The 26,077-nt window shown below is 41.9% G+C and carries 18 protein-coding genes; 7 read left to right on the plus strand and 11 right to left on the minus strand.

Going from position 1 to position 26,077, the window contains the following annotated elements; genetic code table 11:
• Positions 1–5 precede the first annotated feature (5 nt).
• The 6 genes from WC310_05080 to WC310_05105 all read left to right on the plus strand — a co-directional run bounded on the left by WC310_05080 (position 6) and on the right by WC310_05105 (position 5,894).
• Positions 6–962: an NGG1p interacting factor NIF3 gene (locus WC310_05080; protein MFA5359156.1), complete on the plus strand. Its 957-nt coding sequence runs from the start codon at positions 6–8 to the stop codon at positions 960–962.
• Positions 963–1,653: 691 nt separating this feature from the next.
• Positions 1,654–2,448 (plus strand): hypothetical protein, encoded by a 795-nt coding sequence (locus WC310_05085; GenBank protein MFA5359157.1) that lies wholly within the window; start codon positions 1,654–1,656, stop codon positions 2,446–2,448.
• Positions 2,449–2,623: 175 nt separating this feature from the next.
• The gene (locus WC310_05090) at positions 2,624–3,052 is read left to right on the plus strand and encodes a hypothetical protein (protein MFA5359158.1); all 429 of its coding nucleotides are present in this window, start codon (positions 2,624–2,626) and stop codon (positions 3,050–3,052) included.
• 78 nt (positions 3,053–3,130) lie between these two features.
• Positions 3,131–4,339, plus strand: coding sequence for a U32 family peptidase (locus tag WC310_05095; GenBank protein ID MFA5359159.1), 1,209 nt, complete (start codon positions 3,131–3,133; stop codon positions 4,337–4,339).
• Between the two features lie 36 nt (positions 4,340–4,375).
• Positions 4,376–4,939, plus strand: a complete 564-nt coding sequence (ruvA, locus tag WC310_05100) for a Holliday junction branch migration protein RuvA (GenBank protein ID MFA5359160.1) — start codon at positions 4,376–4,378, stop codon at positions 4,937–4,939.
• Positions 4,940–4,943: 4 nt separating this feature from the next.
• Positions 4,944–5,894: a peptidoglycan bridge formation glycyltransferase FemA/FemB family protein gene (locus tag WC310_05105; protein MFA5359161.1), complete on the plus strand. Its 951-nt coding sequence runs from the start codon at positions 4,944–4,946 to the stop codon at positions 5,892–5,894.
• A 41-nt stretch (positions 5,895–5,935) separates the two neighbouring features.
• On the opposite strand, the gene WC310_05110 is transcribed toward WC310_05105, so the two are convergent.
• The 11 genes from WC310_05110 to WC310_05160 form a co-directional block, all read right to left on the minus strand.
• Positions 5,936–6,310 (minus strand): hypothetical protein, encoded by a 375-nt coding sequence (locus WC310_05110; protein MFA5359162.1) that lies wholly within the window; start codon positions 6,308–6,310, stop codon positions 5,936–5,938.
• A gap of 131 nt (positions 6,311–6,441) precedes the next feature.
• Positions 6,442–6,621 carry a hypothetical protein gene (locus tag WC310_05115; GenBank protein ID MFA5359163.1) on the minus strand — a complete coding sequence of 60 codons (180 nt, stop codon included), beginning with the start codon at positions 6,619–6,621 and terminating at the stop codon, positions 6,442–6,444.
• A 29-nt stretch (positions 6,622–6,650) separates the two neighbouring features.
• Entirely contained in the window at positions 6,651–8,591 is a 1,941-nt protein-coding gene (locus tag WC310_05120) for a hypothetical protein (GenBank protein MFA5359164.1), read from the minus strand.
• 23 nt (positions 8,592–8,614) lie between these two features.
• Positions 8,615–11,275: a DUF4012 domain-containing protein gene (locus tag WC310_05125; GenBank protein MFA5359165.1), complete on the minus strand. Its 2,661-nt coding sequence runs from the start codon at positions 11,273–11,275 to the stop codon at positions 8,615–8,617.
• Entirely contained in the window at positions 11,259–12,392 is a 1,134-nt protein-coding gene (locus tag WC310_05130; GenBank protein MFA5359166.1) for a glycosyltransferase family 1 protein, read from the minus strand. Before WC310_05130 ends, WC310_05125 begins: the two co-directional genes overlap by 17 nt.
• Positions 12,393–12,403: 11 nt before the next feature.
• A complete protein-coding gene (locus tag WC310_05135; protein ID MFA5359167.1) occupies positions 12,404–13,510 on the minus strand; it encodes a glycosyltransferase family 1 protein in 1,107 nt (368 codons plus the stop codon).
• Between the two features lie 124 nt (positions 13,511–13,634).
• On the minus strand, positions 13,635–20,852 hold the full coding sequence (locus WC310_05140) for a hypothetical protein (protein ID MFA5359168.1): 7,218 nt from the start codon (positions 20,850–20,852) through the stop codon (positions 13,635–13,637).
• A gap of 24 nt (positions 20,853–20,876) precedes the next feature.
• Positions 20,877–21,074 (minus strand): hypothetical protein, encoded by a 198-nt coding sequence (locus WC310_05145; protein ID MFA5359169.1) that lies wholly within the window; start codon positions 21,072–21,074, stop codon positions 20,877–20,879.
• Between the two features lie 31 nt (positions 21,075–21,105).
• Positions 21,106–21,426, minus strand: a complete 321-nt coding sequence (locus tag WC310_05150) for a DUF5663 domain-containing protein (GenBank protein ID MFA5359170.1) — start codon at positions 21,424–21,426, stop codon at positions 21,106–21,108.
• A 354-nt stretch (positions 21,427–21,780) separates the two neighbouring features.
• Entirely contained in the window at positions 21,781–22,893 is a 1,113-nt protein-coding gene (locus WC310_05155; GenBank protein ID MFA5359171.1) for a glycosyltransferase, read from the minus strand.
• 116 nt (positions 22,894–23,009) lie between these two features.
• Positions 23,010–24,434 carry a sugar transferase gene (locus tag WC310_05160; GenBank protein MFA5359172.1) on the minus strand — a complete coding sequence of 475 codons (1,425 nt, stop codon included), beginning with the start codon at positions 24,432–24,434 and terminating at the stop codon, positions 23,010–23,012.
• Positions 24,435–24,824: 390 nt separating this feature from the next.
• Between WC310_05160 and WC310_05165 the strand changes: the two genes are divergently transcribed.
• Positions 24,825–26,042, plus strand: coding sequence for a hypothetical protein (locus WC310_05165; GenBank protein ID MFA5359173.1), 1,218 nt, complete (start codon positions 24,825–24,827; stop codon positions 26,040–26,042).
• The last annotated feature ends 35 nt before the right edge of the window (positions 26,043–26,077 follow it).

Below are 26,077 nucleotides of genomic sequence, written 5' to 3' on the forward strand. Positions count from 1 at the left end.
TATTTATGAATGTTCAACAAATTTTCGATCTCGCTATCAAGCTCGGTGTTGATGCCGACTTGCGCGGCAAAGCAGCTGTCCAAAAGATGCTCCGACGCAAAAAAGAACTGTACGACAAGTTAGGCAAGGATGCCAAAGCCGAATTTGATACCGAAGCGTTAACCAACCCTTATTTGGATAGCCGTGTTCATTATGATTCTGGCAAGCCAGTCAAAAAAGTTTTGGTTGGTATTGACATGGAGGGCGATGAGCTGATTATTGCCAACCAAATGAAAGACATCGATGCGGTAATTGCCCATCATCCTCGCGGTAAAGGTTTGGCTGATCTTGCTGACGTCATGCATTTACAAGCCGAAGTACTTGCCGGCTATGGCGTACCGATCAACGTAGCCGAAGGCGTCCAGCGGGAAAAGATATCCGAAGTAGCTCGCAGTCTCAGCGCCGTCAATCATTATCGCCCGGTCGACATGGCTCGTCTGCTAAATCTTAGCTACCTGAACATCCACACTCCGGCAGACAACCTAGTCGCTAGTTTTCTGAAGAAAAAAATTACCTCCGGCAAATGCGAATACGTTGGCGATATCATGAAAATGTTAAAAGGGATTCCAGAATACACAGCAGCAGTCAAGCTTGGCACCGGACCAAAAGTACTTACCGGTAGCGCCAACAATCATTGTGGCAAAATTGCTATTACTGAAATTACCGGCGGTACCGAAGGTTCGCCAAAAATTTATGAAAAAATGGCACAAGCCGGTATCGGTACCGTCATCTCCATGCATCAATCCGAAGAACACCGCAAGGAAGCCGAAGCCGCTCATATCAATGTTATTATCGCCGGACATATTTCCTCCGACTCGCTGGGCATGAATCTATTTTTAGACGAACTGGAAAAAAAGGGAATTAAACTCATTCCTTGTTCTGGTCTGATCCGCGTCAGCCGCAACAAAAAAAACCGCCAATAGTTGTTTATACTATATTAGTTTTAAAAAAAACCGCCGACATTTTAAGCAGCGGTTTTTTAAGCTATCGGCTATAAACTATTTATTATTTCCCATTGACAACTTATTTTTCAAAATGTATCGTTAAGATTGCCTTTATACTAGTGCTAAGAGAATAGTGTTTTTTAAGAAAGGGGGCAGGTCTCATGTCAGGCAAAGGCAAAAAGAGGACGGGCAATGGAGAGATCGACGTCGATGTATACACTTTTATGGTTCAAAAAATGGCTATAACCAACCCTAACCATTTCAGTGCGGAATGCAGTGATGAATGCTGGGCGGGATTACCTCAACACCCGACCAGACGCAGAGATCCACTGCGACGTGAAAATGATCTCAAGAAAACCACCGGCTCCGTTCTAATTTAATTGCTAAAAGCCTAGGAGAAAAACCCACCAAAAGACCGCAATCATATTTGACCGTCGCAATGGCGGTCGTTTTTTTTATTCAAAATAAGACATTTCTTCCCTAAAATAAGCTTTTAAAACATCCTGCTATTGACAATAAATGTTAAATATGATATGATGATTAATTCTGAACATTACAAAAAATAGCTGTTTCTAAATAGCGGTAACCCGCCTTGTGTGGGTTGCTGCTAGCTAGAAATAGCTATTTAATAACGAAAAACCATTAACCGGATAACCAGGAGGTTACCAGCATGGCAAAGCGTTACTACCGGCTGCAAGTCGGAACCAACGATTACATCCCCCGGGTCGACGGCCTGTCCAACCCGAACGAGCCGCAGCACCAGCTGCAGGCCCGTGGCGAAGACGGTCGTTTCATCGACAACGACATCCTTATTTCGATGACGTTTGACGATGAAATGCTCCGTAACGGGGAAGTCTTTGGCTTCCACATCATCGGTGTCATGAAGCCGATAGCCGACGAAGATGATGAGCTCATGGTCGATCTGCAAAAGAGTTTGGAAGAAAAAGAAATGGCGGCGCGTGATCATGAGCGCTATTTGCTGGAAAAACACCTTGAGGGTTTCGAAGTGATCGATGCCAACGGCAAGCAGGTCTATGACCTCGATTGCTATGATGACGAACCGTTCGACGACAAAAAATCCGATTGCTACGACGATCTTGAGACTAACGAAACGCGAATCGCCGAAGCCGACCGCCGGCAAAAAAATCATATCCGAGACCATTTGGAGTGGCGCCGTGACGGAAGGGTCAAGAGCAGACGATTCGAAAGCACACCGCCCAGTCAAAAAGGACTGGAAATCAAACGCGCGCAAAAGATCGGTGCCGAAATGCGTTGGTACGGCTTTTCGGATGACCCCTGGCGCTTCTACGAAGTACCGGAACGGCGACCGAAAGCATTCACCATCTGGACAGCTCTCCGGTTGGTGAATAAAAAGTTTCAAATCAACCAACCGACCATGTTACGGCGAACTCTTTTCGCCGGAATTCCGACGGCGAATAGTTCGTTCCACGTCGCCCATGCGTAAGTGGATGGACTATAGACAAGCAATTTTACCCCACCAACAGCGACACATCTGTCGCAATCACTAATTCATCACTACAGCCACGCCCCGCGCCTAAAAACGCGGGGTTTTTGCTTTTTTTACAGAAATGATATAATAAAAACAGTGAAAAAACATTTTTATTCAAAGGGAGGGTAAAATGGCACCTTTCTTTTTTTGTGACGAAGATGATGAAGGCCGCGATCACACTGTGGTAATTGGCGACTTGTTTCCCGAGGCAAAAGACATCGGCGGAAGTCCCCGTGTTGACATCACAAGAACCGTTATTCCCAAGAGGGGCTTTAACCCCGAACTACCTTTTTGCGTCGTTTGTGGGGAAATAGTACCTTCACGGCATTTCGCCTGTCCTACCTGTCTCAAAATCAGAGGAGCAAAAATAATCTTTGGTGATAACAAAGGATTAGAACAAAATCTACAAAAAGAAGAAAGACCGCCCGATGGTACGATCCTAAGCCCGACCACCCACGAAGATTTGTTAGTCTTCTTAATGACCGATGAAAAAGACAACAAAAACAACGACTGTGCCGATTGTGAAAACTGCGGTGAATGTGAGACTGAAAACTGGTAACCGACTCCCTTCTACACCCACAGAGCGGCAAAAAAACCGCTCTTTTCTTTTTGTCATTTTTTGCTAAAATACTAGTCTATGAACAAACCAGAACTACTCGCCCCAGCCGGCAGTTATGAAAAACTAAAAACCGCTCTCGCTTTTGGCGCTGATGCGGTATATTGCGGTCTACCTGATTTTTCACTACGCGTCAGGATCAACTCTTTTAATCTCAAAGACTTGGCCGAGGCAATCAAATACTGCCATGACCATAAAAAGAAAATATACCTGACTCTTAACATATATGCTCATAACCAGCATCTAAAAAAATTACCGGCGTATATCAAATTTCTCAAAGCTAACAAACCCGACGGCATTATCGTTTCCGATCCGGGAATAATCAAGATACTCAAAAAAGAATTGCCAAAGATTCCTTTGCATCTCTCTACCCAAGCTAACTGCACCAACTGGCAAGCCGCCAAATTTTGGTACGAGCAAGGGATAAAAAGAATTATCCTGGCGCGCGAAGTGACTATTGCCGAGATCAAAGAGATTAGGAAAAATGTGCCAAAACTCGAACTAGAATATTTTGTCCACGGCGCCATGTGTATGTCCTACTCTGGACGCTGCATCCTCAGTAAGTGGCTAACTGGTCGTAGCGCCAATCTTGGCGACTGCGTGCAACCTTGCCGCTGGGGTTATCGCGTCAGTACCGATGACGAACGTGGCCAAGTCATGGAAGTCGAAGAAGATAAACATGGCACTTATTTATTTAACTCCAAAGACCTTTGTCTGATCGGGCATTTGGCTGAACTAAAAAAAGCCGGCGTCACTAGTTTTAAAATCGAAGGCCGGGCTAAAAGCGCCTACTATGTTGCAGTGGTCGTCAAAGCCTATCGCCAGGCGATTGATAAAAAACAACCAATCAAAAACCTAGTCAAAGAACTAGGCACCCTGGCCAATCGTGGCTACACCACCGGCTTTGCTTTTGGAGCCGAAAAATGGGATAACAACTTCCAGATTTCTCATCAAAAATCGTCTTACCAATTTGTGGGTGAAGTGGTAAAATACAGTAAAGAAAAAGGCGCGACACTAATAGCTGTTCATAATGCCATTTACCGCGGAGAAACGGTAGAATTTATCACTCCTACTGGTAAAAACTTTAGGCAAAAGCTAACCAAAATCATTGATACCAAAAACGATAAGGAAGTCGCTTCTGCCCATGGTGGCCATGATCAAATTATCTCTATCAAAACAACCGAGCCTATTCCCGCTTTTTCAGTCCTCCGCAAAAAACTCAAATCCTAACCTCCTGCCCTCTTATCCTCCTAATCTCTTACTAATATGCTTGGTTATATCAAAGGCACAATCAAAGCCAAAACCGATAAGTCAGTTATCATAGAAAACAACGGCATCGGCTATCTGGTTCACACCACTCCGGTGAACGCCGAACAAAGTAAAACCGAAACGGTTGGTGAATTTTTTTTACATACTCACGTACGCGAAGATATTTTAGAACTATACGGATTACCGACTTTTGAAGAAATAGAATTCTTCAAAAAATTGATCTCCATCTCTGGTGTCGGACCAAAAACCGCTCTCGGCGTTTTTGAGGTGGCAAAACTAGACGAGATAAAAAAAGCCGTTTCTCGTGGCGATGCCACCCTGCTAACCAAAGTATCCGGTATTGGTAAAAAAACCGCTGAATTGATCGTGATAAAACTCAAAGACAAAAACCTTGATATTAATTTGGGAGACGTTGGTGGAATAGACGGTCAAGCAATCGACGCGCTGGTCAGTCTTGGCTACTCTGCCGCCGACGCCAGAATCGTCTTGTCGCAGCTTCCGCCGGAAACCCAATCAGTAGAAGACAAAATCAAATCCGCGCTAAAACTGCTTAACCGTTAATTTTATGCAAACCAGCGATGTCGTGGAACAAAAGATATGGGACGACTTTGTCACTGCTAACGGCAGTGAATTTTTGCAATCCTGGGACTGGGGCGTGCTGCAAGAAAGCCTAGGACGAAAAATCTGGCGCCTGGCAGTCACTGACGAAAACCAAATTAAAGCCGTTGCACTGATAGTTAAACACCAACTGCCTTTTAAACAAAATTACCTCTACTGCCCGCGCGGACCGCTTACCACCGAACCGAAATATTTTGAATATCTGGTCGAAAGAATCAAGGAACTCGGCAAACACGAAAAATCCACCTTCTGCCGTATTGAACCAATTTCCCCAACTATCAACTATCATCTACCACCTACCAAACCCGTCCAACCCAAAACCACGCTCGTTTTAGATCTAACCAAATCAGAAGACGACATACTTAACTCTTTTCACCAAAAAACCCGATACAATATTCGCCTAGCTGAAAAACACGGAGTAACGGTTCGCGATGGTAGTGGCGACCAAGATTTTGAGATTTTCTGGAATCTGTTAACCAAAACCTACACCAAACAAGAAATCTCCACCCACCCAAAAGAATATTATAAAAAAATACTCACTACCCCATACTCACTACTTGCTACTAAGCTGTTCATCGCTGAAAGCAACGGTATTCCTGTTGCCGCCAATCTCTGCTATTTCTACGGAGATCGCGCTACTTACGCTCATGGCGGATCGGATTACCAGTACAGAAACCTCATGGCGCCACATTTACTGCAGTGGCATCAAATCAAATGCGCTAAAGATGCCGGTTACAAAGTTTATGACTTTTGGGGAATAGATGAAAAACGTTGGCCCGGAGTAACTAGGTTTAAACTCGGATTTAATGGAAAAAGCGTCGACTATCCAGGAACGTTCGACATACCAATATCCAAAATACTTTATCCCCTATATAAACTAGTGAAGAAAGTTAAATAGAAAAACCCCGTAATCCCTTACGAGGTTTTTTGCTTGATTGCTTAGCCTTCGTCGGCTATTGAGCGACCGACGGGAGTCAACGCCGACCTTCCTCTGGCCTGCTGCCAATGATAGCTATGACCGACTTTCAGATTGCCAATGCCGTAGTCACGCCAGGGGTCATTGCGTCGAAGCTTGAAATAAAACAGGTCGTTAATTTTCTTGCCTTCAGGTCCGCCGTCGCGCAGATTCTTCGGTCGAACAATGTATTCCTTAGGCCAAATCTCTTGAATAACCTCGAAGACGACGCCCGTAGGACCAACAAAGGCAGCGATGTCATACAGACGACGATTGCCGCCCCACCATCTGCCGACCAAAAAACCAACGACTAAAGCAATGATAGCCACCGAAATAGCAAAAAAAACCTCATTCATCACGCGTTGTCTCCTTTTTTGTTAAAAACCACTCTTATTAATTTAATTGATTTTCTATAATATCGCACTATTAATATCCCGTCAATATTAATAAAAACCCCTGACTTCTGTCAGGGATTTTTGATTGCTTATTATTAGCCATTGGGCATCGTCGTCTTTTTCAAAAACGCCGATGCTTTTTTTGCTTCCGCCTCCAGCTCGTCGAGCTTCTTTTTATCGCCTCGCATTCTTTCAAAAAACATTCCCGTAACAAATGCTGCTGTTATGCAAAAAAGTGCGAATATCACGATAGTCACGATCCACCATACTAGCATGAAACGTCCCTCCTTTCTTTTGTAGATTTCTACTCTACTACCAACCCCTTGTCTTTTGCCAATGGGTCGCTGGTCAAATCCGTGGTAATAGCCCCTTGCGCCTGAGATATCTTGGATCCGGTTGTCTGATCAACGGCCGAGAGCTGATTGTCACCGGTTAATGCCAGAATTTTTTTTACGTCGGTATTTTCCGGAGCGATACTAACATCAAAAATTACTTTATATTTTAAATCCAGATTAACCGGCATACGATTTATTTTCCAGGTAACTTTTCTAGAAGAAGGATCGTAACTGATATCACCGGCGCTAATATCTTTTTTTCCGCCCCATTTCACCTTTTCCGGTAAAATAGTGCTGACTACCACATCGCGAACCTCGTGGACAGAATTGTCCAACTGCCAAACAATCGCATAATAAGTAGTTTGACCTACTTTTGGCGGAATCGGACCGCTGCCGATCGATGACCCACTGACATCGAAATATTGACCATATGCTACGAGCGCTAAATTGGAATTAATTTTAGTGGTAATGGCATTACTTCTATTTTCTATATTCATTTCCTCTTTGTTTACATACTGGGTTTTTATCGAAGCAACGGTACGCAGGGACAGATCGCCTGACAATTTTCCGGCGTTACTTGATATTTTAACTGAAAAATCTATCACTCCTTTGTCACCCGGTCTTAACTCTTCCAGATTAGGGACTTCTTTCTCTGTCCAGGAAATACTCTTACCGGCTTCAAACTCGTCAAGTAGTCCATCATAACGATCAACTAAAGTAGTCCATTCGATAAACTCAGCCGACGGAGTAAAAAACACGGTAGCAGTAAGGTTTTTCAAAACATCTTTACCACTGTTTTCATAGGTCAAAGAATAATTCAGGGTCTGACCAAAATCAATCATCCCGTCATCTTTTGATCCGTTTATTTTTAGTTCAGTCAGCAGATCCCCCGAAACAACAGCCACGCTGTAAATATTTTCAGCAATAGACAAATATTTGTCTTGATTTTTTATCGACGCCTTAATCGTAAAGTCTTGACCACCGGTAACATTAGCGGAAAATTTACCTTTGATTTTTAACTCGCCTTTATCACCTTTTTTAAAACTAACTATTTGCCACTGATTGTCGCTACCTTCCACGGTTTTCGGATCGGTTTCCTCCACCACGAATCCTTGAGGATAAATCACTTCTAACAAAACGTCCTTCAACTCTTCATCTTTTTCGCTTTTGTTTTCATACTTTATATTTAATTCAACAGGGTCGGTAGTAGCCAACTGTTTAGTCCCCTCTACCACGATATCAAAAGGAGAAGACTCAATCGTGGTAGAAAAGCTGGCTTCGGTTTGAAACTGAGAAGCAAAATTTTCCGGCTCATAATAAAGTACCGCCCAAATATTAGCATTGGTTCCTTGAGCGCCAATCAGCTTTCCTGTTATCTCCACTTCGCCGCTAGCACCGCGAGCCAGTGTTCCCAAACTCCAATTATCTTCCTTAACCAAACTTTCGCTGCCATCATCAGCTTTGTCAGCCTCAGGATTAGACGACTCGATTATCAATCCGCTGGGATAACGGACGTTGAGGGATATTTTTTTTAAATCAACTTTTTTGTGATTTTTATATTTGATTAGATATTTTATTTGATCGCCAGCAGACATCTCTTTTTGCGCTTCAATAGTCAGCTCTACCTCCCCCCCCTCGCCAATCACTTTTTTCAGCTGATTAGGAGCATATTTATTGAAAACATAATATCCCGCCCAGGCAATACCTGCTAAAATCAACAAAATGACCGCCAGTTTGGTTAAAAATTGCAAAACCCCTTTTTTCTTTCTCGGCTCCAGACGAGAAATATCCGGCAAATTACCATCATCATCTTCATAAATATTTTCCAGGTCTTTCCTGATTTCACGACCAGGTATTTTGTAGTTGTTATGATTAGCGTTATGGTTTTTATTTTTATTATCTTGGTTCATAAATTTAAAATAAAAATTAAATATTACTTTTGAAACATTACGCTATATGCCCGGTCTTTATCTAAAAAATTAGTATAATGCAGAATACTACCGGCAATATCTATCTTTTCTTCGGGATAACGCCACACCTCTTTCCACGAATCGGGAAAATCTACTAAACTATAAAAATCGCTTTCTTGACCGGATTGTTTTTGCACCACCAAACCATAAGAAGTGCTGACATCGGTAAAATTTAATTTATCTTCCAGTTTATTTAGCCAGTTAAAACCTGTTTCCATTTTGGCAAAAGATACTCTGAAAGGTAGCTCATATTCAATAATACTTACTTGCGTTTTACCGGGATAAACTTGCGTCCATCCACCAAAAACAGTTTTACCATATTCTTCATTTATTCTTATTCCAGTTTTTTCATCCGTTTTGGTCAAACCGGATATTTGTAATAAATCTTTGTCTTGCTTGTAATCACCGTCGTTTTTAAAAAGTTCCTCTGCCGGCTCCTGAAAACCATCCGCGCTAATCAATTTACTTCCTTGCGGAACATATACTCGCACATAATTTACGTTTCGAACGCCATAAAAAGGCTCACCGGCAATCCCGTTATGAGCGCGAATAATGGTAACTTTATTACGCACAGTACCATCATCACCAATCGCCGCTTGATGCAAGATTGTCTGATTAATAACTTTATCAGTTTTTTGTCCGGCAATATTAGCGTTAACCACCATCAGATAATCACTGGCAGTTTCTTTTATTTTATTTTCCCAACCGAGCCCGGCGAGCTGACTTTCTGTTTCAGGATTAAAAAAATATAGCTGTAAATCCTTGGCATATAACGAATCGCTAAGTAGCGAAATAATTTTTATTAATTTATCTTTGTCCGCGGATAATATTTGACCCAATACTTGAGGCGCCATATCGGCAATAAACTCTTTAGGCTTATTTTTCTCCTTATCATAATCAACCTCTACCGCTGTTTGTACGGTACCAAAAAAATTATCAGCGGTAATCTGTTTACCGTTCACATTTACTGGACCAATTAAACCCAGCAATTGCTGCAATAAATCAGCATTTATAGCTACTATACCGTCTATTGTCGGACCACCGGCTTCATTATAAAACCAAGCTATTTTTTGCGCCGCCGTCGGCCAATCAGAGAACCAATTGCTATCCTGAAACTCCCAACGAGCGTTGATTAGCCGCAATGGCGCTGGAGCAGCCACGGCAGTAGTTAGCCCCGCGCGTAAATCATAGCTGCCACCGCCGGGTATCTCCATATTTTTTATTTCACCGTTAACCAAATCTATTAAAGCAAAAGATCCGATGAATCCTCCTGTCGGTCTGATCTCGCTATTATTTTGAAATAAAACTAAATATCTTTTCAGCTCGTTTTTGCCAAGTATGTCTTCGGCAAACTTGGCAACGGAGATAAAACCATCAAAACTCTTGGCTATTGCCGGCATTTTTTGTTTTAGAGAAATAAATTTAACCTGATTTTCTTCAGGCAATTGATTGATATCCACTCTTGCCAAAAGACTATCAATGCTATGAATGTCAGGAGCAACTAATTCTAGATTTTCCCGCAAAATAGTAATTTTTTGGACAATGGTTTTATCACCAGACTCCAGCGCTGACAAACCATTAGTTAAATTTTGACCGACTAGAGCAAGTAATTTCCCCGTATCAAGTAAAGCGTTTGCTGTTTTCAAAGTATTATCGGTTTGCGGTATCAATTTAGCAATTGTTGTAACTATTTTATTAATTCCATCAAGTTCGTCTTTGGCTGAAGAAAATTTTTGATAAGCTGCGCTAAAATCGTTACTGGCAGCTGCCAAATCTTTTTCCCCTACTTCGCTGCTGGCAGAGAGCAGATCGTTGGCACCAGCGGAAGCAAAACTTAAAACACCTATTTGCTTACCTTTCAAGTTCTGATAGTAACTAGTAATACCCAAAGGCAAAACCAAAACTAAAGCCATAACCACAAAACCAACCAACGCTTTAGCCGGCAATGACAAAGGAATATTTCTTAAAGGTCGCACTAAACGGTCGCTCCCATAATCGAATAAAATAAAAATGCGCCTACCTATTCGCAATGGATTAAAGAGTCTTTTTTTTCTTTCAACAGGCAACACTGATGATGCCGCTGGTAGTTGCGGCAAAACAATATTTTGCGATTCAACTTCTTGCACCACTCTTTCAATTGACGGCATGTCCTCTATATCCTTGAAGATATCTTCCGGATCATTGGTATTATATAAAGTTTCGTCGACAATGACCGTTTCCGCCGGCTTATATTCGGCTATTTCTTGTCTTATTTTGTCTATTTTGTTTTGCTCTGTCGATGATATTGGCTCTAAATTTGGAGAAAAAAACGTTACCGATTCTTCCGCATTCTCTGATGACACTACCCGAGAAAAATCCAGATCGTTATTTGTCGGCGCAGTAAAATAATTATCCGCCGACTCTTCCCAAAAAATCGGTTGTTCCTTTTGCTTAGGAGAAAGCTCGGACAGGTCAACAAGATGGGGAGAGATATAATGATTCAAATAATCACTTTTAACAACATTAATCCTGACTACCTTGGGAGTAATTTTTGAATTTGTTTTTTTTATTGAAGCATTTTTTCTTTTACCGACCGTTTTTCTACCCACTACATCTTCTTTTGCTTTTTTATTTTTTCGCAGCATGATAGATATCTATATGTTTTTTAACCGTAGCATCCCAGTTATATTTTTTTATTTGTTCCAGTCCTAAATATCGTAACTTTTCTTGTTTGACGTTATCAGTTAAAACATTTTTAATTTTTTGTAAAATATCACTAACACTTTTCGGATTAAATTTTTCGTAAGCATCGCCGATCACTTCTCGCAAAGACGGGATGTCTGAAGCAACCACCGGCAATCCCCAACTCATTGCCTCTAGCGGCGGCAATCCGAATCCTTCATACAAGGAAGGAAAAACATAAACCCGAGCTTGACGATATAAAACAGCTAAATCACTATCAGGAATATAGCCTAAGAAAAGAACACTTTTTGTATTCAACTCTTGAACACCCTCTTCAAGACGCTGGTAAAAATAATCTTTTTTACCCACCAACACCAACTTACCAGTCCAATTCTTTTCCGGCCTAGCAAAAGCTAATATTAATTTATCCAAATTTTTATGAGGATAAGCACTGCCAACATATAAAATAAAAGGGTCGGTTATATTATACCGTAAAAGAACATCGTTGTCATCTTTTTTCTCGATCATTTCTTTCTCCAGCTTGCTCACACCCTCATAGACAACTTCTATCTTATTTCTGTCGACTAAAGGATAATATTTAAGAATTTCGGTTTTAGTAAAATCTGAAATAGTAATAATTTTTTTTGCCCGCCAAACAGCCGCCCAAACAATCAAACGGTAACCAATATTTTTCAGCCAATATTTTATTGGTCCCAAAGTACTTGCCCGACGTGAAGGATATTGACGTAATAACAAATCGTGGATCGTAACAACGAACGGCGAAAAAAAATAAAACAACGGAACGTTAAAATGTGGAAAATGAACCAAGTCCGGTTTTTCTTTTTTTATAAGTCGCGGCAGGTAGATTTGCTCGGCAAGGGTATACCAGCGCCATGGCGCTAAAACCTTGTGAAACCCGGGTTTTTCTGCAAAATCGTCCCAATTTTCACGCTGTAATAAAATTACATATTCGTTTTGCGAATCTTGCCTGACCAAACCATCAATAATTTCTTTGATATAGCGACCGAGACCTTTTGAACCTCTCGGTCCATACATTCTAGCATCGATTAATATTTTCATAACAATAGTCACTAACGGTTAGCGGTTAACAAAAAATTTAAAAAATCCTGAGCGGCGGCTGACCAGCTAAAACGCTTAATATTTTCAAAACCTCTGGCTGATAACTTTTGTCTGGTTACCGAGTCCAGCGTACTGACAGACTTTATCGCTTCCACGATTTCATTTATATTATACGGATCGACTAACAACGCTGCGTCAGCGCAAACTTCACTGATTGACGAAGACAGACTGGCGATCACTGGACAACCGTGACTCATCGCTTCCAACGGCGGAAAACCAAATCCTTCGTAAAAAGACGGAAAGACAAACATTGACGCCTGACGATACAGGTCAATTTTTTCTTTTTCACTGACATAGCCCAAAACCTTGATATTATTTTTAAAATTACTAACGGCAATCAATCTATCGGCTTCTCTGCTGAGCCAACCGCTACCACCGGCAATTACCAAATCCATGTTCAAACCTTGCTGTCTAGCTTTTTCATAAGCGATTAGCAGACCAGCTAAATTTTTACGCGGCTCTCTGGTACCCAAGGTTAAAATAAAATTTCCCTTATTTTCTAAAATTTTTTCGTCACTTCTTTTTACTCCGGAGTAAACCACGCCAATTTTACCAGGATTTATTTTATAAAAACTAATTAAATCTTTTTTGGTATTTTGTGAAACTACCACCAGTCTATCCATCGCGGTAAAAACCTTTTTGGGGTTAATCAACCGATAAGCCAGCCGCCATTTTGACTGAAAAAAATCCTGATATAAATCAAAAGTGATGTCATGCACTATGGAAATTTTTTTACAACGATCTGATAAAGAAAAATAACAAAGGTTGGGAACGACAAATGCGTCGCAACCGCCAATCATCAAATCAATCTTCGGCCAATGAAAAAATAAAAATAAAAAGTTAAGTAGTTTATTTGGTAAAGCAAAACCACAAAATTTAACATTGGGATAATCCCATTTAGGTAGCCGATTTTCGATACTATGAAAAGAATTATAAAAAAGTTTATACTGGTTTTGCGAATCAATACGAAACAACTCGTCAAGCAAATTAAAAAGGTGCAGCCCCACGCCGCTTAGCTCTTTGTCCATCAGAGGTCTAATATCTACGCCTATTATCATAAGATAATTTTAGCGAAAATATGACTAAAAATCAATCTATTTTTTTACCAAAAAACCCCGTAAAAACAGGGCTTTTTATTAAAAATTTGAAACGGAAAAGCTATTTATAAAAAAACTTTGTCTGTTACGGTTTTTCGTTATATTCCTGTCCCTCGCCGACATCAATATTCAATCTTGTTTCAAAATCAGCCGGGCTGCCGATGATCTCTGTATTGCGAACAAAAGTTCCTGCTTCGCGCAAAACTATATTACGGTCGGGAAAAAAAGTATAACGAACATCCCGACCGGGAGCACTGACCTCAAAACCAATACTGTTATCAGCTTTATTTTCTTCGATACTTTTAATAACAGCGTTTTCTCCTAAACTATATTGCCCCAAATTGAAACCTCGGCTGGACAGCAAGGCATCAATATATGTTTTAGCATTTGATGTTTTTATAAAATCGACAGAAAAACGTTCGGTATCAATCCATGTTTCAATAAATTTTTGTGCTTGAGAATCGGTCACAAATTCCTCTCTGATTATATTTTCGGCGTTGGTAGTGATCACTCCTTCGGTATCAGCCACAATCGCACGAATGGCCGTATCAAGATGGCTAGCAGGAAAGTATTGATCTTTTCCGATACGATTAATTTTTACGCTGCTGGTCTTGCTGTCGATTATTAAATCATCCCTGGCACCGGAATCATAACCAGCCGCGTGCAGTCCTGAGATCTCCAGCCTGCCGTGTTTAGCCGTAATCATCGGCTCATCGTCAAACTCTAATCCGCCGACATTTAAAAATTCTCTCAAATGCAAATTATTCACTGAAGGATTGGCATAAATCGATGCCAATATAAATCCTTTCTTAGCGTCAACACTGCGCAGACTTTGAGAAAACTCTAGTCCGCTTCTTATTTCGTTCGGATTATAAGACTCTTTTATTAAATTTTGAGCAATCTCGCATTGTGATCTATTACCTAATAAATTAACGTCGCCGCCGCTTTTTTCTACAAACCGGCTTACTTCTTCGATCTTTGGTTCTCCTAAATAATGATCAACAGCAAAGCGAACATCACTGATTAATTGATTGGCTTTACTGTTGTCAATTTGATATTCCTTTGTTACCGAATCACGAATATCAATAATTTCTTTAATATATTGATTAATATTCCTAACGTCGGTTTTATTAATAGAAACTTCGGCTAAAGTCTGAGCATGTACTACTTCGCTACCAAACATCACATAAACCTTGGAACCACCTTCTGTTTCCACCCGAGCCAAACGTAAATTTTGTTCTGACGATACAGTAATGCCATACTCTGCCGGATTCAACACCTCTAATTTTGCGGCATCGCTTATTTCCACGCCTTCATTGGTTAAGACTCGCGTAATATCTTCTGTGTTGATTGATTCAATATTTATTTCCGGGGAAGGAGCGGAGTATTGGTCATAATTTTGGAGAATATCGCCAAAATTATTAGTTTTTCCTTCCGGTAACCGTAAACCTTCCGCCTTTACTAACTTACCGTCATCACTCAAATAGACACCGCTGCCGCTGCCGTCTAAAGCTTTGACCAAGACATTTTTTGAACCAGCCCCATCGACTCTAAAAGCACGACCGTTAGATTGAAAAATAAAACTTTTGTCCGGACCGATCTTGATACTTTGGATAGTATCGCGATTAACCTGTAATCGTTCTTGCAAATAATTGAGGCGTAAAGTTTCTTCTGACACTCGACGCGCGTCCGCGACACCAACGCCTTTAATAATATCTATTGCTCCATTATTAGCAATAATCATTCTATTGCCGGCGTAAGCAAGATTTTCTTCGCGAGCAGCGGCAACGCCGATAGCTTTATCAATCAAAGATTGGTTTACCTCGTCTCCGTCCCCCGAAAGGACATCTTCACCTAAATAATTTTTGACAAAAGCCGTCGCTAGGCGCGAGTCATAATTACTGCTTTTTTCATCTAGTTGATCGTGCAATATTTTAGTTAAGGTGTCACCTTGTTTTACCACCGCAACTCGGTTAGTTTGTATTATATTATCGATTTCCTTAAAATCGCCTTTGGCAAATATCTTGTTTAGTTCTTCCAATGATTCCCGGGAGCTGTCGCCGCTCAAAGACCCTGGACCACCCAATGCTTTTTCCATATTTTGCAGAATGAGTGCCGCATTATCAGTCTGCAATATGTAGTTGATTATATCTTGATCGGCATTTGGCAGTGCTGAAATTTTACTGATAACATCGACAACATTTCTATCACTCTGATCAAAAATACCATCTTTGACCAAACCATAAACCACGTATTCCCGTGATCCCTCCGGTAAATTTTTCACTGCTGCGATTGCTTCGTTTAATTGACTCGCTGTTTCCGGCTCTATACCTCCCCGGGATAATTTCTCCAATAAAGCAATCTGAATCTCCGGTGATTTAATTTTAGTGGCGGTCTCGACTAAGCCACTCACTCTGCTGATAGCCTCAGGCGAGAACCCGTCCTTTGCTATAGCTGACACCGTATAACCTTCGACCTGTTGGCTGATTTTACCGTGCAAATTAGCAACCAGAGTACCGGCAGCCTCTATCTGTTCTTTTTGCAACCCGCTATTAGCTAAAGAGTTGATAATATTAGATTTTTCCGTATCATCAGAAATATCTTTTACAATCGAAAAAACATCATCCAGCCGCTGGTTCACTTCATTAACCCCTTCGATATTATTGATACCGCCGACAAAAGATTCTGGTAAAGCGGCTCGCTGTAAATTCTCGTCTAATTTCACTAAAGATACGATTTCTTGTTCATTTATGCGACCGTCTTTGGCGATATTGTTTACCGTGTCCTCTGACAAAATACTAAGTTTAGGCATCACTTCAGCCGTACTCTGACCGGCCCAATCGGACAAGGTTTTTACCCCGGTATCATTCCCTATGACACCGGCTACCTCCCGCAAGCTCCCCGCCACTTGTTGTGAAAAACCCCTCACCTGCGATAAAGTCTTATTTTCAGAAATTTCTCTAAAAACATCTTTGCTGGCCTGAGATTGAAAAACCGGCTTGACAGTGTGATCGCCGCCCAGCCATTGACCCAGCTCTTGTATTGCTTCCGGACCAAGCAAGGCTCCGGCAGCGGCACCTACCGCCTGTGAAGCACCGATAATTATTTTTCTATGTTTTTCCAGATTTTTTCTGCGCAAAAAATTGCTTTCCAGGTCGTTGGTTATCTGTTGAACCGTCTCGGTTAATTTTTTAGCATTTTTTATCTTTAAAGTCGTAAAATATTCCACCTTTTCCCGCAGCCGAACGTAATCTCCAGGGTGCTGTTTTTTAAATTTCTGATCCAAAAGTTGCGCTCGAGCTCTAGCCATCAGTTGATCATTGACGTTATCCTTGTTTAGTTGTTCGGCGGTGATAAATCCTAATTCTCTAAAACCACCCATCTTACTGGTTGCCAGTATAGCGGCGCTTTCAAAAGCTTTGGCTCCAGAATAAGCAAAAAGTCCCTGGCGGACAGCCGGCATAGTACGCGCCAACATACCGGCAAAAGTAAATACTGCGGCTGTTTTCATTTTTTCTTTTGCCGTTGTACCGCCGCTCCATAGTGATTTTAATGAATCCGGCAAAACCCGATCGAGCCAGGAAAAACTTTTTTCCAAAACACCAGGAGCCCGATCCGCTATTTTTGCCTCCATCACCGCAGTGCTGCGATCCACCGCTAACAACGCTCTGACCTGATCTAATATTTTATCAATATTTTCCGCAGGCATTTCGGTATTTTCCAGTTTTTTCCGGATATCGTCCAAATAAACAGAAGATTGCATATCAATAAGTTTTTCATACCTGACGTAATCATTATTTTTTCTGGCTTTATTTTTTTCTTGATCAAAATCGGCAAAAACCCTTTCTTGTCGATCGATTTGATGCTGCTTACTAATAGCTAAGTCGGCTGTTAGATTGGCAACGAGTAAATTCAGCCACTGTTGTCCCTCAGGAGAATCTTTGCTTATTTCTCTTTTTATTTTTTTTAAATTGTCGCTTAGCTCCCGTTCGGATCTACCTCCGGAAATTTTAGCGTCAATCATACGTACCACTCCCATACTCAACGCTCCGCCGACTCCACCGGTTGCTAAAGTGGCGACTGTCCCTATCCCGGCGTACATTCCGATTTTTCCCGTTACTTTTCCCGCTCCTTTTAGCTTGCTCCAAAAACCACGCTTAGTGTCGGTTCTGCCTAGTTGTTTTGCCAGCTCTGTCAGTTCTTGCTCCCTGCGATCAATGCTCCGATAAATATCATCTTGATCTAAACCAGTCAAATCTAAAAAATTTTTGGCAAGATTATTTAATCCGCTGCCAGAAGTCAATATTTCTTTTAAAAGCTGGCTTATTTCTTCAACCACTCTTTGGTCGCGAAAAAATTCTTTACTGTTAGCAAATTTGGCTTGTTGCAAAGGTTTAGTTAACTCCTCATAATCAGCTCCCGGCATCGCCATCCTGATCTTCGCCTCATTAATTATCTCACGGATATCCTTGTTTTTTTCTTTAGGAGCGGCTAAATATCTTTTTATCAAATCGAGCAGATCTTTATATTTTTGCTCCGCCCGGACTAGAGTTTCAATATTTTCCAGCGTTGCTTCACGCTGATACCACTCTCTGGCGTTAGACACGTCTTCCCGCAAAAGATAGACCTCTTTTTCCAAGGGAAATTCCGGCCATTTATTTTTTATAAAACCAAACATTTCTTCGCTAAGGACAGACAATTGTTTCGCCTGGTCTACCAGCGATTCTATCGCATCTTTTGAACCTACCATACTTTTTTTCTCTGCCGTTCCTGATTCTATATTATTTTTATTTTCTTCCGTCGTTTCTAGAGAATAATCAATTTTTTTATCATTAAAAAAATCTTTAATGTTATTGATCAAGCCAGGCGTGCGGCGTTCAACAAAATCTAAATAAATCTGAGTATTTGCCGGATTATCAAAATCAAAATCTGGGCTGTTTATTTTTTTAACATCCGCATAATACTGTTGTATTGCCAAACCTACCGGGTCGTTTTCAGAAAAATTGGAAAAATCGTGATGTTTTTTCAAAACAGACAAAAGTTTATCCGCTTCTTGTCGAACGGCTAAAAATCTTTCCTTCAACTCGCCTCCTTCTTTTTCGATAGCCGTCTCTCCTGGATTTATTTGCCATTGAGCTAAAGTATCTAAAGAAAAATCATGATTTAAAAATGATTCTCCCATACGATGAGCGGTCACCATGCCATCATTTTCATCAACCTCTTTGATTATCCAGTCATTTTCATATTGTCCATTGATAAAAACTCTTACCATGTCGCCGGCTATTAACACGCCGTTGGCGACCCTTTCCCAATTCTCTTTCTGGTTATCATGAGCCGCCTTTATAATTTCTTTCATTTTTTTCTCTGTTTCATCTATCTCTCCAGTAGACAATTTCGCCAAAAATTTTTGATCAAATCCATTATTAATAAAAGACTCTCTCTGTCCATAATCCTGCGGGGACAGAAAATAGGTCAATTCCGACGGCATCTCTTTCAATACAATAAATCTATCAAGCAACCGTTCCACTGCTTGTTTATGTTCTTTAGGATTATTAATAGAATCCAAAGACGTTGCTCCTTTATCTAACCCCTTTTCTGGCAAGCGGTCCCGTACTACTAATCGAGCGATCTCATCCGCCTCTCGTCCACTTATTATTGATTCTTTTTTTATGCCCTTCACTACATAATCGCTATCGCTAAATTCAGGAAAATCATAATTTTGTATCGTTTCTTCGGTGGAGATTATTTTACCGTCGCCATTTTGACGGATAACATTCTCTCCGGACGCAATGCCAAATTTTTGGGGGTGGAAAGTACTTACTTCCTTACTACCGGCGTTGACATCTACCGCAACGTCAAAATCACCGGATGCGGCCGCTTTTTTTAGCATCTCGGCTTCTTTATCGCTCAATCTTCGTTCCACCGGTTTTGGGATATTAGCGGGACGAGACTTTTCCTGAGCTGATATCGCTGTATTATTTGCCCCACTTAAAGCTTCGTTTGTAACATCTATTTCTTCCCTTTCTGGTGGTTTTTTTTCCGTATTAACAGTCGGTGAAATATTACCGCGAGCAGCCACCCTGGCGTTTTCCCATTCTAAAACTCCTTCCTCCACTTCGCCCTCTCCTGCCAATCGAAACATATCTCCCACTCGAGACATGTGTTCCGCTAATGATTTGAAATCTTTACCCTGAACGTGTCTTTGCGGCGGAACAGTATCCCGCGTACGAGGAAGAGGCGGCTCTTTTTTTGCCTTATCTTTTATAAAAGAAGCTAATCCTTTTATTAATACCTCTTTTTGCTGATCGCTAAAATATGTTTTTTGAGGTTTTGTTTCTGGTCCAGCTTGTTCTACGGGAGCTACCTGGATGTTCGGATCATTCGATACAATATTTTGTTCTTTTTTATCCTGTTCTTTTTTCCAAAGATCATAATCATCGGCAGTAGCCGCAATAGATTGACCGACAAATTCTTTTTTACCCCTACCAATAGCCAAATAATCACCGCTGACCGCCAATTCCTTCAACTTGTCAGAGTCGAGCTCGTCTTTTAACTCCCAAAATTTTTCACCCCAAAGCTTGTTATTTTGCACTATTTCTTTCATGTCTTCCTGATCTGGCCGACTTTCCAACCCCCGTAAAATACGACCGCCGCCCAAGATAAAAAGCTTAAGCGCCTCACTATATCTTTTTCTCCACTCACCGACGCCGATTTCTGTTTTTTTATTTTCGTCATCAAGCACGGCAAGCGCCTGACTGGCAATAAAAAATTCTCTGATCTCTTGTTTTACGAAAGTAGTAGTGCGTTTGTTTTTTAAAACTTTTGACAACATAGCCCATAGATTTTTGGCCTCTTTTTCTTGGATCAGCAAATTTTCATCCTCTTTTTTTTCCATGTCTTCCAAAACCGCCTGATCTCTTGCTTGCCGCTGCAATACTTGTTCTAGCTGAAAAAATTTTTCCACCAGCTTACTGCCGATTTTTACGATAGTTTTCAATCTTTTCACGTCAGTAACGCTGATATTTTTTTGCTTATTTAAAAAATCATCTATTTCTTGCTTAAGATTTTTATCTTTAACTAAAAACTCGCTCTTACTATGAGCGGCAAGATTTTCAAATATTCTTTTTAAATCCGCTTCCAGCTTTGCTTCTTTTAAATCGTTTCTTTCTTGCGCGGAATTTCCAGATGGTTGACACTTCCCCTTCTTTTTATCTTCAATCCTCTTCCTGCCAGATGCCTTATGGTCTTCCAGCCTTTCTTTTTGTTTATCTTGGAAACCACCTGATGGTTTTGGCTCTCGCATAGCTATATAATAATACGTAAAATTTTATTTATCTTTCAATTTTTTTATATCTTCTTCCAGCTGCTGAACTCGCAGATCTTCAACTTGTTTAAGATAACTATTGATTATATGATCTTTTTCAGCAAAAAGCTTATCAAACTCACGCTGATACTGCGCCGTAAGCTCTTTTAGTTTTTTGATTTTTTCCGTTAGCAAATCGGCGTTTGTCTTAACATCGTCCATGTTTGTAATTTTTTAAAAAAGAAGCAAAAATTTACTCCTTTTTGGCAGCAGCGATAAACTCGGCGGCAAAATCCTGCAGCCCTTGCTGTACTTTTTCCGGAAAATTATCTATCTTACCGGCGAAAAATTGCTGCAAAGCGGCATTGCTGATTTTCGGTTCGCGCTCCATCATCTGGCGAAACTCGTCTAGACCGGCTGAGTCGAGCTCTTGCATGGCTATTACGCCAATACGACGATCTATCTGCACTCGCAATTTATCAATATAATCCGCTTTGTATTCATCAGGCATGCCATCCAAGCCGGCGGCTAAAATCAAGTTTTGAATAAAGACTTCCATTGGATCTTGTGCCATATTTTTATTTATTTTTCCGTTAAAGGAAAACAACTATTTATTAGTTTTATTTTGCTAAATTATAGCTAAAATGGCTAAAAAAATCAAATAAAAACTTTGCTTTGCAAAGAAAAAACCGTACATTGTGACATATGTTAACAAAAGTCTAATATAACAAACAGAAAAGACGCATTTAAAACTAAACCCTGCAGACCCATTATAGTAACGATTGCGCAACAACAATCCCGTCCGCTAAATTATGCGGAAACAGAAAAACGATACATGGTAACTGCTAATCACAAAAGAGCAAACATTGCTGTCTGCTCTTATTTTTACTGAAACTATAGCATTACCCCGTTTTCCAGCTCTCTGTCCTTATTTTATCATTTTATTCCCTTTAAATTCCTGATAAGTTTTTTCAATATAGTCGGTGATTCTTTTTTTAAATTCTTCCACACCAAAATTTTGCGCGTGTTGACGGATTTTTTTCGAATCATATTTTTCCGGTTTGAAACGAATAACGGCGTCGGACAAACTCTCCCAGGTTTGCTCGTCGAAAAACTCGCCCGTCACCCCAGGGATAATAGTTTCCAAAGCGCCACCTACCGGATAAGCAATTACCGGCCGACCGGCTGCCATTGCTTCTACTGCCGTAATACCAAAATCCTCTTCTTGTGGATTGATAAAACCCAGACAATGAGCGCAAAGTTCTGCTTTACGCTGATCGGATATTTTGCCGACAAATTCGATGTGCGATTTTGCCATTTTACGGAGACGCGCTTCTTCCGGTCCAGTGCCAAATATTTTAAGCGGAATGCCCAGTTTATTGAAGGCCTGCACGATAATATCAAAACGCTTATATGGCACCAGCCTGCCGCCCGCCAAATAATAGTGATTGAGCTGATCCGCTTGATAAAACTTTTCTGTTTCTACCGGCGGATAAATCACCTCGCTATTACGACGATAATATTTATTAATTCTTGCCGCGACATTGTGTGAATTGGCAATAAAATTATCCACTCGATCGGCAGCCAGACGATCCCATTTACGCAGTCTAGTCAAATAAAAAGGTAAAAACTTTTTGAGCAATGGACTAGCTTTCAACTCACGCAGATAGCTATGCGTGTCCGTCCAGAGATATCTGGTCGGAGTATGACAATAACAAATATGCAAAGTTTTTGGACCGGTAATCACTCCTTTTGCCATGGCTGATGCTGAAGATAAAACCAAATCGTAATCGTTTAAATCGTGGCGCTCGGTAGCCATCGGCATCATCGGCAAATACCATTGATATTTTTTAATAGCAAAAGGCATGTCTTGCAAAAAAGAAGGGCGAATGTCTTTTTTAGCAAAATCATTACCCATGGTTTTAGAATCATAGAGTAAAGTAAAAATCGGCGCCTCGGGAAAAATGTCCTGAAACGCCTTGAGAACTTTTTCAGCACCACCGTACTGAACTAAATGGTCGTGGATCAAAGCAACTTTCATAAATTAGTATGCAGGATACAGGATACCGGATACAGGATTAAAATACACACATAAGGAAACACCCTGTCTCCTGTCTCCTGTCTCCTGTCTCCTGTCTCCTGTCTCCTGTCTCCTGTTTACACTTTACTTTTTCTCGTCAACACCACTATCGGAGTTCGGAGTAATATCCATAAATCAAGCAGTATACTCCAATTTTCAATATAATACGTGTCTAATCTGACCTCCTCGTCAAAATCCAAATCCGACCGACCGGAAATCTGGGCAAGACCGGTAATCCCCGGCTTGATCGCTAACACCGCCTTATGATGACGTTGATATTTTTCTACCTCACGCGGCTGATGCGGGCGCGGACCGACCAGACTCATATTACCAATTATCACGTTAATAATTTGAGGCAATTCATCAAGACTGGTTTTTTCTAAAAACCGACCGACTCTGGTACGGCGAGGATCGTCGAGAACCTTGTAAACCGGACCTTGTCTTCGATTTTTTTCGGCAATCAACTCTTTTTCGTATTCTTCGGCCTTGAGACTATCATAGCCCGGACCGGTGCAGTATTCTGTCTTCATCGAACGAAATTTGTAGGTATTAAAAACTCCTTCCCGACTCACTCGTTGGTTTTTATAAATCACCGGACCGCGTGAATCGATTTTTATCGCGATGCCAATGATAGCTAAAACCGGAAAAAGAACAGCTAACAAAAACAAAGCGAGAATAAAATCAAAAAATCTTTTGATAATCTTAGCCCAGCCATCCAGCGGAGTTTTGCGCAGCTCAATAATCGGCACGCCGGCAAGGGTGCTAATATCAACATTAGTTGCCTGAGCCTGAAATAAATCCGGAGCGTATTTGAAAGTCACATGATATTCGTCGCACCAGTCAACCAAATCAAGAATCTGTTCTTTAGGCAAATTTGGATCAACCTGCAAAACTTCGTCTAACTTTTTTTGCGCCAACAACTCCTGTACTGCTTTTTTTTCTTCTCCGTTAAACTGTTTAAAAATCTTTACTACCCGTAACCCTATTGACGGCTTTTTTTCTATTTCTTGGCGAATCATTTCGGTTGTTTTGTCGCTGCCAAAAACAGCGATATAGTTTACGCCATAGCCGGCGGTAAAAAGAAATCTTTGCACTCCGCGAATCAATCCGCGACCGAAGCTAACTGTTAAAATACTTACCACCCAAACAGCAATAATAATAAAACGGGAAGAAAATAATTCTTGTTTGCCAAAGAAAATAATCACGATCAACGTCAGTGTTGCCGTAGAGCAAGCGAGCAAGATACGGGAAAATTCGCCTAAAAATTTTCTCGATCCGGAAATTTTGTAGAGACCGGAAAACGCAAAAATTGCCAGCCAACAAACCGCCATCACCAAAACTATTTTGATGTACTGAGGAAAAGGCAAGGCGTAAATCACTGGACGAACATCAGTCAAAAAAGATTTGAACCGCAAAAAATATGCCAGCACTCCGGCTGCCACCACCATAAAATAATCAACCGGAACCAGCAAGGCACTGAACGTGAGTTCGGATTTTTTCATAAATTAGTAGCTAGTGGCTAGCGACTAGCAACTAGTGACTGGCGATTTTTACTGCCAGCTACCAACTGCCAGCTACCATTTTCTGTCCCTATTCTATGTAAAATTTAGGTAAAAGTCAATTTAAAAAATTTTAGTTAGTGTAAAAAATGGGCTAATTTGACACATTTATCTTTATATTTTATATCAAAAAACGCTATTGACAAAGATTGTCTAACTTGGTAGGCTGCTATGATAAATAGAATTTTGACAATTAAAATAAAGAATTGAAAAATGGAGGTGAAAAAGATAGTAGTCTGGCTTATTTAGAGCCAAAACTTTGTTCGTGCGTGTTCTTACAATATGTTCAGTGTCCAACTCCAACAACCCATTCATGTACAAGGAGAAAGAAAAATGTCCGATGACACCAAGAAAACCGACGGAATCACCAATGTCGCCGCTGCCACCGCACCGACCTATCCGCCCGCTTGGACGGAACGCGTCGGCAAGTTCGCCGACCTCGTCGGCAAGAAACTCGAAGACGTGACCACCGCCCTGGCCGATGTCGCCGGCGCCGCCGGTGATGACGCCCTGGCCGTGCTCGCGGACGAAGCGAGCTCGCCTTTCGACGATCTCAAGAACGCTCTCGCGTCCCTGAAGATCCCGTCCGGCGTCCTGCGCAAAAACGTCGCGATCCTGCGCGGTCCCAAACCCGAAGCTCCCGCCGCCACTCCCGCCGCCGGCCCGTCTTTCGACGTGCTGCCGAGCGTGCCCGGTGACGACGCCAGTTTTCTCGAGCTGCTGAAAGTCGGCGGCATCCTGAAGATCGGCTCGACCGAGGTCATCTCGGCGATGAAGGCCGCCTTGGCCAATCGCCTCGACATGTTCAAGCTGCCGAAGAAAATCATGGAAGCCATGGAACGCTTCGCCGAAGACCAGGAAGAACCCTGCGGCGAAAGCTACTACAAGCTCCAGGATCTCGTCACCCGTCGCAGCTACGCGGAAGTTTTGTCCGCCCTGGGCGTCAAGGGTCACCTGGTCAGCGAGAGCCGCAAGAACGAGCTCCTCGGCAAGACCGACCTGCTCTGGCCGGCCCTGCAGAGCTTCCACGAACAGCTGATCAACTGGCAGACCGCCTGGACTCAGGGCGCCAATCCGACCATGATGTTCGCGGCGATCGCGTCCATGGCCAGCGGCGGCAACTCGATGATGCCTCCGGGAATGATGCAGCCCCCCGACACCGCCGGTCTCCGCGACGCGGCCGAAGGCGTGATCAACAAGATCAACAAGGTCTTCGCCGGTCACGGCATTCCGATCGCGCGAGCGCTCGCCTATGACGCCACGCAGATTCGTGCCCTTCTCGAAGAGCCGACGCTGCCGACGCACATGGGCGTCGCCAACCGCGAACAGATGATCAAGATGCTGGGCGTGTCTGTTTCCGCAGATCTGCTCCGCCTCGAACGCAACGTCTGCCGCTACGCGCTGGCGGTCATGGAACTGCCCAAGATCCCGTCCGGTCAAAGCGAATACGGCTACCTCGGCGCCATGATCCAGCTCGGTATCCAGATCCCCTGGGACACGCTGCTTTCCGGCTCCAGCGCCACCGCTCGCCCGGGTCGCAAACCCTTCTAATTCCACCAACCTCATCAACCTAAAGGGCAGGGAGC

Source organism: Patescibacteria group bacterium (genome assembly GCA_041653535.1).
In the GTDB taxonomy this organism is placed as follows: domain Bacteria; phylum Patescibacteriota; class Patescibacteriia; order JACRDY01; family JACRDY01; genus JBAZFH01.

Coding starts and splice junctions, on each gene's coding strand:
- WC310_05120 (MFA5359164.1), bottom strand. CDS start 8,591: ATGAACCAAGATAATAAAAATAAAAACCATAACGCTAATCATAACAAC.
- WC310_05145 (MFA5359169.1), bottom strand. CDS start 21,074: ATGGACGATGTTAAGACAAACGCCGATTTGCTAACGGAAAAAATCAAA.
- WC310_05090 (MFA5359158.1), top strand. CDS start 2,624: ATGGCACCTTTCTTTTTTTGTGACGAAGATGATGAAGGCCGCGATCAC.
- WC310_05135 (MFA5359167.1), bottom strand. CDS start 13,510: ATGATAATAGGCGTAGATATTAGACCTCTGATGGACAAAGAGCTAAGC.
- WC310_05165 (MFA5359173.1), top strand. CDS start 24,825: ATGTCCGATGACACCAAGAAAACCGACGGAATCACCAATGTCGCCGCT.
- WC310_05140 (MFA5359168.1), bottom strand. CDS start 20,852: ATGCGAGAGCCAAAACCATCAGGTGGTTTCCAAGATAAACAAAAAGAA.
- WC310_05115 (MFA5359163.1), bottom strand. CDS start 6,621: ATGCTAGTATGGTGGATCGTGACTATCGTGATATTCGCACTTTTTTGC.
- WC310_05160 (MFA5359172.1), bottom strand. CDS start 24,434: ATGAAAAAATCCGAACTCACGTTCAGTGCCTTGCTGGTTCCGGTTGAT.
- WC310_05150 (MFA5359170.1), bottom strand. CDS start 21,426: ATGGCACAAGATCCAATGGAAGTCTTTATTCAAAACTTGATTTTAGCC.
- WC310_05085 (MFA5359157.1), top strand. CDS start 1,654: ATGGCAAAGCGTTACTACCGGCTGCAAGTCGGAACCAACGATTACATC.
- ruvA (MFA5359160.1), top strand. CDS start 4,376: ATGCTTGGTTATATCAAAGGCACAATCAAAGCCAAAACCGATAAGTCA.
- WC310_05155 (MFA5359171.1), bottom strand. CDS start 22,893: ATGAAAGTTGCTTTGATCCACGACCATTTAGTTCAGTACGGTGGTGCT.
- WC310_05105 (MFA5359161.1), top strand. CDS start 4,944: ATGCAAACCAGCGATGTCGTGGAACAAAAGATATGGGACGACTTTGTC.
- WC310_05125 (MFA5359165.1), bottom strand. CDS start 11,275: ATGCTGCGAAAAAATAAAAAAGCAAAAGAAGATGTAGTGGGTAGAAAA.
- WC310_05080 (MFA5359156.1), top strand. CDS start 6: ATGAATGTTCAACAAATTTTCGATCTCGCTATCAAGCTCGGTGTTGAT.
- WC310_05130 (MFA5359166.1), bottom strand. CDS start 12,392: ATGAAAATATTAATCGATGCTAGAATGTATGGACCGAGAGGTTCAAAA.
- WC310_05095 (MFA5359159.1), top strand. CDS start 3,131: ATGAACAAACCAGAACTACTCGCCCCAGCCGGCAGTTATGAAAAACTA.